This is a genomic window from Affinirhizobium lemnae (genome assembly GCF_022968395.1).
GTDB classification, from domain to species: domain Bacteria; phylum Pseudomonadota; class Alphaproteobacteria; order Rhizobiales; family Rhizobiaceae; genus Neorhizobium; species Neorhizobium lemnae.
Window position 1 is genome coordinate 1 of record NZ_JALJQZ010000027.1, and the last position, 14700, is coordinate 14700.

Genomic DNA, 14700 nt, shown 5'->3' on the forward strand with positions numbered 1-14700 from the left:
GCCAACTTCATGGGATTCGTCAAACTCGCAGCCATCGCCATCTGGCTCAAATAGCTAAATCGTCACTACCGCCTAGCCTCTGAAAGAATAAGGCCACCCGGTTTCCCGCGTGGCCTTCTGTCTTCTTCAGGTCGGCTTGTTTGCCGCCATCTCGCCATCGCTGTCTTCGCGGGCGAGGTAGCGCTGGTCGATCTCCGGCAAAGGCTCGCCATCGATGGCCGCCTCGAAGGCCTTCAGGCGCTTGTGGATGGAGAGAAGCTCGATGATCGTCGTCCAGGAGTTGACGAGATACTGGAACGAATTACTGACCTGCCCGAAAGCAGTCGCGATCTGCTGGTAGATACCATAAGTAATCTTGCCCGCCACGATCGTCGGCACCAGCATGATCAGCAGGAAGATGCCGTCTGCCTGCACATAGAAATAGCGGAACACGTTGAAATAGAGATAGTGCCAGTACAGGCGGAAGTAGTTCTTGCGCACATTGCCGAACAACTCCTTCACCGTCGGCGGCTGAGCTCGAGAAGCGTCATCTTCGCCGTAGACGAGCTCTTTTCGGTAAGCCGCTTCCACGCGCTGGTTCCGGAAGTTCAAGCCGGGCAGCTTGATGCCGACAACAGCCAGGAGCACGGTGCCGAAGGCGGGCCAGAATATGGCAAGCCACAAGAGCGGATGCGCGATTTCGCCAATGACGGGCAGTTCGGTCACGTAGCTTGAAAGCGCATAAAGGATCGGCAGAAACACGATCAGCGTCATCACCGAATTGATCAGGTTGATGCCGAGGCCTTCCAGCGTTGCGGAAAAGCGCATCGTGTCTTCCTGCACACGCTGCGAGGCGCCTTCGATATGACGGAGCTTTTCCCAGTTGGCCATGTAGAAATCGTTCATCGCCGTACGCCAGCGGAAGATGTAGTGGCTGGTGAAGAAGTCAGTCAGAATGGAGACGCCCATGGAAAGGAAGGCGATCTTCGCAAAAATAATCTGCAGATTGTAGAAATCCCAGACCGTGATGCCGGGCTTCTGTGACAGGGCGTTCTGCAGCAGATCCCCAAAAGGCCGACGGAAGTTGTTGATGACAACGGTGACCTGCACGCCAAAATAGGTCACGGCAATGATCAGCAGGCTTCCCCAGATCGACCACCATTTCCACGGATGATCCTTGGCGATCACCGTCCAGGTCGCGCCGAACAGAAAAAGGCACAGCGCAAAATAGGCGTAAAACCAGACGTTTGGTGGAAACGCGAAATAGCTGAGATCGTAAGGTTCAGGCGTTCCGTCCGGCACGGCAAAGCCAAGCCTTGCGCCCAGGCCATCCACGAAGAAGTACCAGGCAAGGACGCACACGAGCGACCAGATGATTCCGGAAGCGAAGTAGAATTTCGGTTTGGGAAAAAACGAGTGAAACACGGAAGCGAGTTTCCTTGTGCTCAGCCGAAAGTGGCCGCATGGATTGATTTGCGCGCGAAACTAGGACAGTTCATGCGGCGCAGCAATGCCGCAGCCATTATCTTACGCATTTGTAAGGCGCGAACGAAAGCTGCCTAATCCTAATCTTTATTCCGTCAGCGTGAGAATGAGCGGGCCGTTCCGCGTCACCACAATCGTATGCTCGAACTGCACGGTCGGAGCGCGCGGATCCCCGTAAAGCGTCCACGGGTCGCCATTGCCGCCGTCTTCGGCCCAGGTTGCGCCCAGCGACAGAAACGGCTCGACCGTGAAGACAAGCCCCTCCTCCATGGTCCGCGTCTCGTCCGGATCGGGCCATGTCGGAAGCTCCGAGGGTTCCTCATGCAGCGAACGGCCAACGCCATGGCTGGCAAGATTGGTGATCAGCGTATAGCGGTTTTTCTTGGCAAAGGTCCCGATGGCGTTGCCGATGCCTGCCATGGGCTTGCCGGTCTTCACCTGCTGCAAACCCGTCCAGAGCGCCCGACGTCCATCGCGCACCAGCTTTTCGATCTCACGCTTCACCGGCGGCACGGCAAAGGAAGATCCTGTATCGCCGAAAAATCCGTCTTTCACGGCAGAGACATCGATATTCACGAGATCGCCCGCCTGAATGACGCGGTCTCCGGGAATGCCGTGTGCAACCTCTTCATTGACGCTTATGCAGGTGGCGCCCGGAAACTGGTAGCAGAATTCCGGTGCCGATTGCGCTCCGTTCTCTTCCAGCAGCCGGCGGCCAATATCGTCGAGTTCCTTCGTGGTGATACCGGGCTCCAGCGATTTGCCCATCAGGTCGACGGCCCGGGCGCACAACCGCCCGATGGCCTTCAACTTCTCCAATTCGTCTTCGCTGGAAACAATCATCACATCATCCATCAACCGCGTCAGGCGGCGGGTTTCGCCCCTTCCGGTTGCGAGGTCAATTCTTTTCTGACCAGAGGCGCAACCTTCGTGCCGAAGAGTTCGATGCCCCGCATGATCTGATCATGCGGCATCAGGCCGATTGCCATCTGCAGCAGGAAGCGGTCATTGCCGAACACGCGATGCGCGGCCACGATCTTCTCCGCCACCAGTTCGGGGTCGCCAACAAACAGATTGCCCGGCGCAGACCGTGCACGGTCGAACTGTGCGCGGTTGGTGGGTGGCCAGCCGCGCTCCCGGCCGATGCGATCCATGACTGCCGCCTGCGGCCCATAGAACTGATCGGCTGCAGCTTCCGTCGTATCGGCGATGAAACCATGAACATTGATGCTGGTCTTCAGCTTTGTCGGATCCTGGCCGGCGCGCCGGGCCGCCTCGCGGTACAATTCGAAGAATGGCGCAAAGCGCGCATATTCACCGCCGATAATCGCAACGGCCAGCGGCAGTCCCATGGCGCCAGCCCGCGCCACGCTTTGCGGCGTACCACCGACAGCAATCCAGATCGGCAGCTTCTCCTGCAGCGGACGCGGATAGACACCGCGATTGTTGATCGGCGCCCGCAATTCGCCGGACCAGTTGACGATCTCCTGGTCACGGAGCGTCAGCAGCATGTCCAGCTTTTCGGAAAACAAATGGTCGTAGTCGTTGAGGTCGTAGCCGAACAGCGGATAGGATTCGATGAAAGATCCACGGCCAGCCATGATTTCGGCGCGTCCGCCAGACAGAAGGTCCACCGTCGCAAACTGCTGGAACACGCGGATCGGATCATCGGAGCTCAGCACGGAAACAGCGCTCGTCAGCCGGATGGTCTTTGTCTTGACCGCCGCCGCAGCCAGAACCGTGGACGGTGACGAGACGGCATAATCCGGCCTGTGATGTTCGCCAAGGCCAAAGACATCGAGCCCTACCTGATCGGCAAGCTCGATTTCCTCCAGCAGATGCTTCAGCCGCAGTGCCGCATCCGGTCCGCGTTTTCCGGTCGCCGCATTGGGATCGACATCCGCAAAGGTATAAAGGCCGAGTTCCATGATCATCATCCGTGTTTTAACATTAGCTCGTAGATAGAAAATTGGCACGCCTCCTGCAAAGCAGAAAGTCTCGAAACAATCTGTCAAGAAATTCGATACGCAACTGCCAAAACGATTCCGCAATCAGCCGGTTACGGCGCCTTCCGGAAGCATGATCGCAGGAACCTCGCACGCCACTTCAACCCAACGATCGATGGTATATGAGCACATATCATCAACCCTTTGTGAGCGGAGTGTCTCAAGGGTTGATCCCGTCCTTAACCATTCGATAACTCTGCCCCGGTTCAATCACACGCTGTCACGCCCGTCTCGAGCTTGCTCGGCTGGGCTGTTTTTCACATTTCTGATCAGGAGAGTTCGATGTCCATAAAGACATGCGCCCTAGTCATTTCCATCGCCTTGCTATCCACCTCGGCTTTTGCAGCCCAACCGAACCGGATCAAGCAATTCGATGCCTGGGGCGTCTATTCTTATGGCGCTGGCACGGCCAAGAACTGCTATGTGCTCTCCGTGCCGGTGCAGCAGCAACCGGCAAGCGTTAGTCACGGGGACAATTTCTTTCTGGTCGCGCCGCAGACCGGACAATCCGGACTGATGCCGCAGGCCATCATGGGCTACAGCCTCAAGGAAGGCTCGAAGCTCACCGTTACCATTGGCGGCGATACCTTCACGATGATTCCGAAGGAGAACGCGGCCTGGGTCCGCGACCCGCAGCGAGAGCCAGAGCTTGTTGCGGCCATGCGTGGCGGCAGCGACATGACTATCAAAGCCATATCTGCACGCGGCACCGACACCAGCTACACCTACTCACTGAAAGGTGTCTCCGCAGCGCTCAGCGCGGTCAGCAACTGCCGCTAAAGGATCCGTACCGAACGACAGGTTCACGACGGCGTTGCCAGCCGTGCCGCTTTAGGCATACCTTCCTCTCATGCACTGCAACAGAGCCGTGAGACAGGGAGAATGAGCATGGCCAGAAGCGTCGTCGTAACCGGATCCACCAGCGGCATCGGGCTTGGCATTGCCCGTGCGTTCGCAGCCGAAGGCGCCAACGTGATCATCAACGGTTTCGGCAAAGCGGAAGAAATCGAGGCCGCTCGCGCAGAGCTTGATTCGCTTTCCACGGGCCGCGTTCTCTATCACGGCGCGGACATGACCAAGCCGGACCAGATTGCCGACCTTATTGCCACGGCTGCCCGCGAGTTCGGAACGGTGGATGTGCTGGTCAACAATGCTGGCATCCAGCATGTCTCGAAAATCGAAGATTTTCCAGTCGAGAAGTGGGATCAGCTGATTGCGATCCTCCTGTCTTCCGCCTTCCACACCATGCGCAACACAATTCCGCTGATGAAGAAGGCGGGCAAGGGGCGCATCATCAACGTGGCTTCGGCGCACGGACTTGTTGCATCCCCGTTCAAATCTGCTTATGTGGCAGCCAAGCACGGCGTTTTGGGTCTCACCAAAACCGCCGCACTGGAATTGGCCGAAACCGGCATTACAGTGAACGCCATCTGCCCCGGCTACGTGCTGACGCCCCTCGTGGAGAGACAAATCCCCGACACGGCGCGCGAACGTGGTATCTCGGAAGAGGCGGTCAAGACGGACGTCATGCTCCGTTTGCAGGCGACGAAGGAATTCGTCTCCATCGAGGAAGTGGCCGCAACCGCCCTCTTCCTCGCCAGCGACGCAGCACGGCAAATTACTGGCACACACATCTCCATCGACGGCGGCTGGACCGCCCAATAAACCGTTCATAAGGGAACAGGCATGACATCGGCCATCCGTTTTATTCTCAATGGCGAGGACGTTGCGTTAGACGATTTTGCTCCGACGGAAACGCTTCTGGATTATCTGAGGCTGAGACGAAGGCTGACCGGCAGCAAGGAAGGCTGCGCGGAAGGCGATTGCGGTGCCTGCACCGTGCTTGTCGGTCGCTTGATCGGCGGCGCGCTGCGCTACGAAAGCGTCAATGCCTGCATCCGTTTTGTAGGCTCACTCCACGGCACCCATGTGGTGACGGTGGAACATCTGGCGGGAAAGAACGGCGAACTTCACCCGGTTCAGCAGGCCATGGTGGATTGCCACGGCTCGCAATGCGGTTTCTGCACGCCGGGCTTCGTCATGTCGCTCTACGGCCTGTGGATGACGACCGAGAACCCGACGCGGGCGGAAATCGAAACGGCGCTGCAAGGCAATCTCTGTCGCTGCACCGGCTATGAACCTATCGTGAAGGCTGCCGAGCAAGTGGCGATGCAACGCCCAAGCGCCCTCTTCGACCCGATCGAGCGAGACCGCGCCGAGATCATGGCCAAGCTCTGGACCATCCGCTCGTCCAGCGAGACCATCCGTATTTCAAAGGGTGAAAATCAGGCCATCATTCCTGGCACACTCTCCGATCTGGAAGAGGTGCTGGCCGAGCATCCGGGCGCGACCATCGTTGCCGGTGCAACCGATGTCGGTCTGTGGGTGACGAAACAGATGCGGCCCATCAATCCGGTCGTCTTCATCAATCATCTGACGGACCTTCAGACGATCACGGAAGATGAAACAGGCATCGTCATTGGCGCGGGCGTCACCTATACCCAAGCCTTCGAAGTGCTGGAAAGCCATTATCCAGCGCTTGGTCGCCTCATTGATCGCATCGGCGGCCAGCAGGTGCGCAATATGGGAACCATCGGCGGCAACATCGCCAACGGCTCACCCATCGGGGATACGCCTCCGGCGCTGATTGCTCTCGGCACCGAACTCACACTGCGCTCCGCCACCGGTTCGCGATCTATGCCGCTTGAGCAGTATTTCATCGAATACGGCAAGCAGGACCGTCAACCCGGCGAGTTCGTTGAGAAATTCACGGTTCCGCTGCCGGATGAGGAAGCATATTACGCAGCCTACAAGATCTCCAAACGCCGCGATGAGGATATCTCGGCGCTCTGCGGTACCTTCTACCTGAAGCTGGATGGCGAGGGCTGCGTGGAAACCTGTCGCATCGCCTTCGGCGGCATGGCCGGTACACCCAAGCGCGCCAACCATGTCGAAAACGGTCTGGCAGGTCGCCCCTGGACCTGGAACACGGTGGCTTCCGTGCGCGATCTCTTCGATGAAGATTACACGCCGCTGACGGACTGGCGCGCTACAGCCGAGTATCGCGCGCTGACCGCCAAGAACCTGCTAACGCGCTTCTTCCTGGAGACGGCTGGTCAGCCGCAGGAACTGTCTCGCTTCGAGCCCGAGGAGGCTTGAGGGATGGCTGTAGCGCTTGAAAGTTTGAATAAAAACCCCTCCCCAACCCCTCCCCACAAGGGGGAGGGACTTAACTTGCCGCACCTTCAGCGCTCCGGTTCAGCGAAGGCGGTGCCACATATCCTCCCCCCCTTGTGGGGGAGATGGCGGCAGCCAGAGGGGGACTTTCTTTGGCCGGATGGAGTGACCGCCACCAGCCAATTGCAAAACACATCCTGATCGAAGGAGCCCGCTAATGGATACCACCACCTTCGAAGCCAAGCACACCATCAACGGCCCAATGCACACCTCGCTCAGGCATGATTCCGCCCACAAGCATGTGACCGGCACCGCCGAATATATCGATGACATTCCGGAACCCGCTGGCACGCTGCATGCAGCACTTGGCATGGCAGATCGGGCACATGCCGAAATCCTGTCTATCGACCTCACCGCCGTCCGCGCCGCTCCCGGCGTGGTGGATGTGATTACCGCTGCCGATATTCCCGGCATCAACGATGTCGCCTCAACCGGCCAGCATGACGAGCCACTGCTCGCGACCGACAAGGTCGAATTCCACGGCCAGCCGATTTTCGTGGTCATCGGCGAAACGCGAGAACACGCCCGCCGGGCTGCCCGTCTTGCAAAGATCGAGTACCGCGATCTGCCGCACTGGACGGACATTGACAGCGCACTGGCCAATGATGCGCCGCTGGTCGTCAAGCCCATGACGCTGAAGCGCGGCGAACCGGAAACGGAAATCGAAAAGGCACCACTGCGCGTTCAGGGTCAGATGTATATCGGCGGTCAGGAGCATTTCTATCTGGAAAGCCAGATCGCCATGGCCATTCCGGGTGAAGACGAAGATATTCTCGTCTGGTCCTCCACCCAGCATCCCAGTGAAGTGCAGCATATGGTGGCCCATGTTCTGGGCTGCGCCAACAACGCGGTTGAGGTGAAGACTCGCCGCATGGGCGGTGGCTTTGGCGGCAAGGAAACGCAGGGCAATCTGTTTGCATGCCTGGCAGCGGTGGCAGCCAAGAAGCTGAACCGCGCCGTAAAATTCCGGCCTGATCGCGATGAAGACATGGCGGTCACCGGCAAACGCCACGACTTCCGCGTCGATTACGATCTCGCCTTCGATGAGGAAGGCCGCATTCACGCGGTGGACGCCACCTTTGCGGCACGCTGCGGTTTCTCGGCGGATCTCTCCGGCCCCGTGACGGATCGCGCGCTGTTCCATGCGGATTCGAGCTACTTCTATCCGCATGTGCACCTGACCTCGAAACCCCTGAAAACACATACCTGCTCCAACACTGCCTTTCGTGGCTTTGGTGGACCGCAGGGCATGGTGGGCGGCGAACGCTTCATCGAGGAAATCGCTTATGTGGTGGGCAAGGACCCGCTCGATATCCGCAAGCTGAACTTCTACGGCCAACCAGGATCGGGCCGCACGCTAACGCCCTATCATCAGGAGGTGGAAGACAACATCATCCTGAAGCTGGTGGAAGAACTGGAGGCCTCCAGTGATTACCGCGCTCGCCGTCAGGCCATCATCGAGTTCAACGAAAACAGCCCGGTCATCCGCAAGGGCATCGCACTGACGCCCGTGAAATTCGGCATCTCTTTCACCATGACCGCCTATAATCAGGCCGGTGCGCTGGTGCATATCTATCAGGATGGCTCCATTCACCTGAACCACGGCGGCACGGAAATGGGCCAGGGCCTTTACACCAAGGTGGCGCAGGTGGTGGCCGACACGTTCAACGTCGATATTGACCGGGTGAAGATCACCGCCACGACCACGGGCAAGGTGCCAAACACCTCGGCCACTGCCGCCTCTTCCGGTTCCGACCTGAACGGCATGGCCGCCTATGACGCCGCACGCCAGATCAAGGAACGGCTGATCGATTTTGCCTGCCGCCAGTGGAAGGTGGAGAAGGAACAGGTAGAGTTCCTTGCCAATCGCGTGCGGGTGGGTGAGGACGAGGTGCCGTTCGATACGCTGGTGCGTGCCGCCTATTACGACCGCGTTCAGCTTTCCGCCGCAGGCTTTTACAAGACGCCCAAGATCCACTGGGATCGCGCGGCGGGCAAGGGCCGCCCCTTCTACTACTTCGCCTATGGCGCGGCTTGCTCGGAAGTTTCCATAGACACGCTGACCGGCGAATACCTGGTGGATCGCACCGATATTCTGCACGATGTCGGCAAGTCGCTGAACCCGGCCATCGATATCGGCCAGGTCGAAGGCGCTTTCGTGCAGGGCATGGGTTGGCTGACGACGGAAGAACTCTGGTGGGATACGAAGGGCCGCCTGCGCACGCATGCGCCGTCTACCTACAAGATCCCGCTGGCATCCGACCGTCCAAAGATCTTCAACGTCAAGCTTGCGGAATGGTCTGAAAACAAGGAAGCCACCATCGGCAGATCCAAGGCGGTCGGCGAGCCACCCTTCATGCTGGGCATTTCTGTGCTTGAAGCGCTATCGATGGCCGTTGCCTCCATTGCGGATTACACCGTCTGCCCGCGCCTCGATGCACCCGCAACGCCAGAACGCGTGCTGATGGCCGTGGAGCGGCTGAAGGCGATGTAACGAGTGTTGCCATGCCGCATTTCGAAGTCCCGGTTCGCAATCGTCAAAATGCGCGGCGCATGCGTCGCGCGTTGACGGAACCGGAACTGAAATTCTGGAATGCAGTGCGTGCGCACCGGCTGATGGATTTAAGCTTTCGGCGGCAGATGCCAATTGGCGGCTACATCGCGGACTTCGCATGCGCTGAGCATAGGCTGATTATCGAGATCGATGGAGCCACACATTCATTGGACAAGCAGATTAAGCGAGATGACCACCGGGATGCCGCGCTGAATGCACTCGGCTGGCGGGTCATCCGCTTCACCAATGATGAAGTGCTCAATCGAATGGACGATGTTTGCACGCATATACTTAAGGTTATCGGAATTGAACGCTTTGAAGAATTATAGCGTCAACGTCGGAGCGTTACCCCCTCTGTCCCGTGCTCGGCATGTGGCGGCTCTACCCCCCTCTGTCCTGCCGGACATCTCCCCCTCAAGGGGGGAGATCGATTCGTGGTTAGCTGCCCATTCACTTGGTACCTACACAGATCGTGGCATCCGTGGAGCAAGAGCGAGTCTCAAAGGCTGCGTCTTGCCGATCTCCCCCCTTGAGGGGGAGATGTCCGGCAGGACAGAGGGGGGTGCCTCCCTTTTCGCATTCCACCCGATGATTGAGGGCGCGATCAGATGACCTCTCTCACCACCTTCTTCAGCCGTAACCCGCGCGTCATCCTCGTGACCGTTGCCAGCGCGAAGGGATCGACGCCGCGGGAACAGGGCGCATTCATGCTGGTGTCTGCTGCGGAATGCTTCGGGACCATCGGTGGCGGGCAGCTGGAATTCATGGCAATCGACAATGCGCGCGCTTGTCTCGACGGCAGCGGCCAGACGCAGATGGACGTGCCTCTCGGACCGGAAATCGGCCAATGCTGCGGCGGGCGAACCTTGCTAACCTTCGAGCACGTAACACCACAGTTGGCAGCCGACCTTGAGTCACGCCTTGCCGCAGAGTCAGCGGCCAACCCCAGAGTCATGCTCTTCGGCGCGGGACATGTGGGAAAAGCACTGGCAACAGCCCTCTCGCCCCTGCCCTTGCAGGTGACGGTGGTGGAAACAAGAGCGGAAGAACTGCTCGGCCTGCCGGACACCGCGACCGCGCGGCATGTGGCCATGCCGGAAGCCCTGATAAAAGATCTACCAGCAGCCAGCGCCGTGATCATCCTCACGCATGATCACGCGCTGGATTTCCTCATCGCGAAGGAAGCCCTTGCCCGCAACGATCTCGCCTATATTGGCATGATCGGCTCATCCACCAAGCGGGCGACCTTCAATAGCTGGCTGGCGAAGGAAACGGAGGGCGCAGTCTCAAGCGAGAAGCTGGTTCTTCCCATCGGCGGCAGGACGGTCCGCGACAAGCGTCCGGCGGTGATTGCGGCGCTGGTGGCTGCGGAACTGCTGGAGACCTATGCGCGCCGTACTACAGACCGCGGCTCATAAACGCGGCAGCCTGCGCTCGACGAGCCGCTTCCAGAAATCCTCGCGTGGTCGATCGGAATGACGATCTCCTCCACTGATCGCGAGATCCTGCTGTAGCTCGTCAGGCACCGGTTCCACCTCCTTCGAAGGCAAGCGCAACAGCCTGCCCCTGAGATGCGTGTACCAAGTCCGGAACGCAGTTTTGCGCCGGGCAGAACCAAAGGTCCAGACCGCCATGATCGCCTCCAACACTAGATTTTTTCATGTCTGGCTCGACAAATGAGCCCATATCCGGTGACATACCACCCGTTTCCTGCACTCTACCAATTCAATCTGACGAGCGACCCAGAAAGAGAGCTTATGCATGAAAATGTCTCGGAAGCTCCCGCTCAACGGTCTTCGAGCCTTTGAAGCGGTGGCGCGTCTGAAGAGCTTCACAAAGGCGGGCGAAGAACTGGGCATGACCCAGACCGCCGTGAGCTACCAGATCAAACTGCTGGAAGATCATATGGAGCGAACGGTTTTCCTGCGGGAGGCACGCAGCATCTCGCTGACTGCGACCGGTGAACTTCTGATCCCGAAGGTAACGGAAGCGTTTTCACTCCTGTCAGAAGCAATCGCCGACGCGAAGCAGGAGGCGGAGGGCGTTCTGGAAATCCGGTCTACGCCAACCTTTGCCTCCCATTGGCTGGCCCGCCATATCGGGTCGTTCCAGCTTTCACATCCCGGTCTTGCGGTTCGCATTTTGCGTGCAGAAAAACCGGTCGATTTTCGAACAGACAATGCCGATGTTTTCATTTGGCGAGGTGACATCCCTCCCGCAGATGCGGAGGCGCTTGAGCTTTTTCGTATTCACTTCGCGCCAATGCTTAGTCCACGATTGGCGGAAAGCATTGGCGGTGTGCAGAATCCATCCGACCTTCTAAGATTACCGCTGATCATTGGCGGCGGAACGTGGTGGCAAGCCTGGTTCAGGAAAGTGGGCGTAGAAAATCCTGAGACCAATATGACCACCATCGACACTTTTGGAGCTCTGGATCTCGAGGGAAACGCAGCAATAGCAGGCAATGGTGTCGCGTTGCTGAGCCCGTTCTTCCATCGTGAGGAACTTGACGCTGGCAGACTTATCGCGCCCTTTGATACCTACATGCTCGATAACTTTAGCTACTGGCTCATCTATCCCAAAAACCGTCGCAGAATGGCAAAGATCCAGGCCTTTCGAGACTGGTTGCCGAAGAAGCTGGCAGACGACCTGAGATTATTGCCGATGGAGCTTCCACCAAACGCGAGCAACCTGCCACCGGATATCGGCAACCCGTAGCCGCCGCGTATACAAACAAGACTGAATATCTGCTGCAATGCACCCTTTCTGCTTTTCTTCGTTTAAGAATTTTCGCAAAGTGTCATGTCGGGGAATGAATCGGGAAAACCGAAATGTATGAATATGCCATAGCCTGGGAATGGCTGAGCTTCGCCGTGCGCTGGCTGCACGTGATCACTGCAATCGCATGGATCGGCTCGTCCTTCTATTTCATCGCGCTGGATCTGGGGCTGGTGAAGCGCCCTCACCTGCCGCCGGGTGCCTATGGCGAAGAATGGCAGGTGCATGGCGGCGGCTTCTACCACGTCCAGAAATATCTGGTCGCGCCCGCGCAGATGCCGGAACACCTGACCTGGTTCAAATGGGAAAGCTATGTCACCTGGCTTTCCGGTTTCGCGCTGCTTTGCGTGGTCTATTATGGCGGCGCCGATCTCTTCCTCATCAATCACGATGTGCTGCCGCTGAGCTCCTGGCAGGCCATTCTGCTGTCCCTGGCCTCGCTCTCCATCGGCTGGATCATCTACGATCAGCTTTGCAAATCCCCCATTGGTGAGAATACCTGGGGTCTTATGGCGATCCTCTACGTGGTGCTGGTCGCCATGGCCTGGGGCTACACGCAGATCTTTACCGGTCGCGCCGCCTTCCTGCATCTTGGTGCCTTCACCGCCACCATCATGTCCGCCAACGTCTTCTTCATCATCATTCCGAACCAGAAGATCGTGGTGGCGGATCTGATTGCAGGCCGCACACCAGACCCGAAATATGGCCGAATTGCCAAGCAGCGTTCCCTGCACAACAATTATCTCACGCTGCCTGTCATCTTCTTCATGCTGTCGAACCACTATCCGCTGGCGTTCGGCACCCAGTTCAGCTGGGTTATCGCAGCACTTGTCTTCCTGATGGGCGTTACCATCCGCCACTGGTTCAACACCACGCACGCCCGCAAGGGAAAGCCCACCTGGACATGGCTCGTGACCGTGCTGTTGTTCATCCTCATCATATGGCTCTCCACCGTGCCGAAAGTGCTGACGGGAGAAAAGCAGGCGGCCGTACTTTCCCCCATGCAGCAGCAATTCGTGGCCGATGCGCATTTCGGTAAGGCGAAGGAAATCGTCCAAGGTCGCTGTTCCATGTGCCATGCGGCAGAACCGGTGTGGGAGGGTATTCGCTTTGCGCCCAAGGATGTGAAGTTCGAAACCGATGCCGAGATCGCCCGTCATGCGCATGAGATCTACATTCAGGCAGGCCGCAGCCATGCCATGCCGCCGGGCAATATCACCGAGATTTCGCTGGAAGAACGCAGGCTTCTGACGGCCTGGTATGAAAGCGCCGTCAAGGGTGCCGGAGCAACACAGTAACATGACCTCACTTCTTCTTCGCGGCCGCCTGCTCTCCTTCCATCGCGCACCGGAAAGCCTGACCGACACTGCAAGCTATCTCTATGAAGAGGATGGCGGTCTGCTGGTGCAGGACGGGCGCATCGCGAAGATGGGCAGCTATTCGCAGGTGAAGGCTGCCGCACCGGAAGGCGTGGAGGAAGTGGACCATCGCCCGCACCTCATTCTGCCAGGCCTGATCGATACCCATGTGCATTTCCCACAGATGCAGGTCATCGCCTCCTACGCGGCCAACCTGCTGGAATGGCTGAACACTTACACTTTCCCTGAAGAATGCCGCTTCGTCGAAAGCGCCCACGCGGTCCGCATTGCCACGCATTTTTACGACGAGTTCCTGCGCCAGGGCACCACGACTGCCGTGGCCTATTGCTCCGTTCACAAAGCCTCTGCTGACGCCTTCTTCAGTGAGGCCATGAAGCGCAACATGCTGATGGTGGGCGGCAAGGTGATGATGGATCGCCACGCGCCGCAGGGTCTCCTGGATACACCGCAGCTGGGCTATGACGAGACGCGCGCCGTCATCGAACAATGGCATGGCAACGGTCGAAACCACGTCGCCATCACGCCGCGCTTTGCCATCACCTCGACACCAGAGCAGATGAGCGCCGCGCAGGCGCTGGCGAGCGAATTCCCGGATCTGCACATCCAGACACATCTTTCGGAAAACCACGACGAAATCCGCTTTACCTGCGAGCTTTATCCGGACGCGACCGATTACACCGACATCTATGCCCGTTACGGCCTGCTGGGCAAAAAGACGCTGCTCGGCCACGCTATCCATCTCTCGGAACGCGAGGCGGATGTGCTGTCAGAAACCGGATCCGTTGCGGTGCATTGCCCGACTTCGAACCTGTTCCTCGGCTCCGGTCTCTTTCCGCTGAAAGCCATCCGGCGTCGCGAGAAGCCCGTGCGCGTCGGCGTGGCAACCGATATCGGCGGCGGCTCCAGCTATTCGATGTTCAAGACCATGGATGAGGCCTACAAGATCCAGCAATTGCTGGGCGAGCGGCTGAACCCGCTGGAAAGCTTCCACCTGATGACGCGGGGCAACGCGGAAGCGCTTTCGCTTGTAGACCGCATCGGCACGCTGGATGAAGGCACCGATGCCGATTTGGTGGTGCTGAACGCCTCCGCGACACCGGCCATGCGGCTGCGCATGGAAACGGTCAACACTCTGCCGGAAGAGCTTTTCCTGCTGCAAACACTGGGTGACGACCGTTCCGTCGTGGAAACCTACGTGGCCGGAAACCCGATGAAGCCTCTGGATTAGGTGAGCAGCAAAGGCTTCCCAAATCATACTTTTTGCTTCCTTCGGGCGACACCT

At 58.5% G+C, this 14700-nt stretch carries 13 protein-coding genes; 9 read left to right on the forward strand and 4 right to left on the reverse strand.

From position 1 onward, the window contains the following. Positions 1-126 precede the first annotated feature (126 nt). The 3 genes from sbmA to MUU53_RS15770 all read right to left on the reverse strand — a co-directional run bounded on the left by sbmA (position 127) and on the right by MUU53_RS15770 (position 3392). Positions 127-1404 (reverse strand): peptide antibiotic transporter SbmA, encoded by a 1278-nt coding sequence (gene sbmA / locus MUU53_RS15760; protein WP_247261749.1) that lies wholly within the window; start codon positions 1402-1404, stop codon positions 127-129. Positions 1405-1551: 147 nt separating this feature from the next. Further along, positions 1552-2307 (reverse strand): type I methionyl aminopeptidase, encoded by a 756-nt coding sequence (gene map / locus MUU53_RS15765; RefSeq protein ID WP_247261750.1) that lies wholly within the window; start codon positions 2305-2307, stop codon positions 1552-1554. Positions 2308-2327: 20 nt separating this feature from the next. Next, positions 2328-3392, reverse strand: coding sequence for an LLM class flavin-dependent oxidoreductase (locus MUU53_RS15770; RefSeq protein WP_062554727.1), 1065 nt, complete (start codon positions 3390-3392; stop codon positions 2328-2330). A gap of 360 nt (positions 3393-3752) precedes the next feature. Between MUU53_RS15770 and MUU53_RS15775 the strand changes: the two genes are divergently transcribed. The 6 genes from MUU53_RS15775 to xdhC all read left to right on the forward strand — a co-directional run bounded on the left by MUU53_RS15775 (position 3753) and on the right by xdhC (position 10679). Then, positions 3753-4250 carry an invasion associated locus B family protein gene (locus MUU53_RS15775; protein ID WP_247261751.1) on the forward strand — a complete coding sequence of 166 codons (498 nt, stop codon included), beginning with the start codon at positions 3753-3755 and terminating at the stop codon, positions 4248-4250. 108 nt (positions 4251-4358) lie between these two features. After that, positions 4359-5135, forward strand: a complete 777-nt coding sequence (locus MUU53_RS15780; protein WP_247261752.1) for a 3-hydroxybutyrate dehydrogenase — start codon at positions 4359-4361, stop codon at positions 5133-5135. Positions 5136-5156: 21 nt separating this feature from the next. Next, on the forward strand, positions 5157-6629 hold the full coding sequence (gene xdhA, locus MUU53_RS15785) for a xanthine dehydrogenase small subunit (RefSeq protein ID WP_247261753.1): 1473 nt from the start codon (positions 5157-5159) through the stop codon (positions 6627-6629). A 235-nt stretch (positions 6630-6864) separates the two neighbouring features. Further along, positions 6865-9201 carry a xanthine dehydrogenase molybdopterin binding subunit gene (gene xdhB / locus MUU53_RS15790; RefSeq protein ID WP_247261754.1) on the forward strand — a complete coding sequence of 779 codons (2337 nt, stop codon included), beginning with the start codon at positions 6865-6867 and terminating at the stop codon, positions 9199-9201. An 11-nt stretch (positions 9202-9212) separates the two neighbouring features. Next, positions 9213-9590, forward strand: coding sequence for an endonuclease domain-containing protein (locus MUU53_RS15795; RefSeq protein WP_247261755.1), 378 nt, complete (start codon positions 9213-9215; stop codon positions 9588-9590). A gap of 279 nt (positions 9591-9869) precedes the next feature. After that, on the forward strand, positions 9870-10679 hold the full coding sequence (gene xdhC / locus MUU53_RS15800; protein ID WP_247261756.1) for a xanthine dehydrogenase accessory protein XdhC: 810 nt from the start codon (positions 9870-9872) through the stop codon (positions 10677-10679). Here the strand turns inward: xdhC and MUU53_RS15805 are convergent. After that, entirely contained in the window at positions 10674-10895 is a 222-nt protein-coding gene (locus MUU53_RS15805) for a hypothetical protein (protein ID WP_247261757.1), read from the reverse strand. The genes xdhC and MUU53_RS15805 overlap by 6 nt on opposite strands. A 127-nt stretch (positions 10896-11022) precedes the next feature. On the opposite strand from MUU53_RS15805, the gene MUU53_RS15810 reads away from it, so the two are divergent. The 3 genes from MUU53_RS15810 to guaD all read left to right on the forward strand — a co-directional run bounded on the left by MUU53_RS15810 (position 11023) and on the right by guaD (position 14646). Next, a complete protein-coding gene (locus MUU53_RS15810) occupies positions 11023-11979 on the forward strand; it encodes a LysR substrate-binding domain-containing protein (RefSeq protein WP_247261758.1) in 957 nt (318 codons plus the stop codon). Between the two features lie 113 nt (positions 11980-12092). Further along, positions 12093-13337, forward strand: a complete 1245-nt coding sequence (gene puuD, locus MUU53_RS15815) for a urate hydroxylase PuuD (protein WP_247261759.1) — start codon at positions 12093-12095, stop codon at positions 13335-13337. A gap of 1 nt (position 13338) precedes the next feature. After that, a complete protein-coding gene (gene guaD / locus MUU53_RS15820; RefSeq protein WP_247261760.1) occupies positions 13339-14646 on the forward strand; it encodes a guanine deaminase in 1308 nt (435 codons plus the stop codon). The last annotated feature ends 54 nt before the right edge of the window (positions 14647-14700 follow it).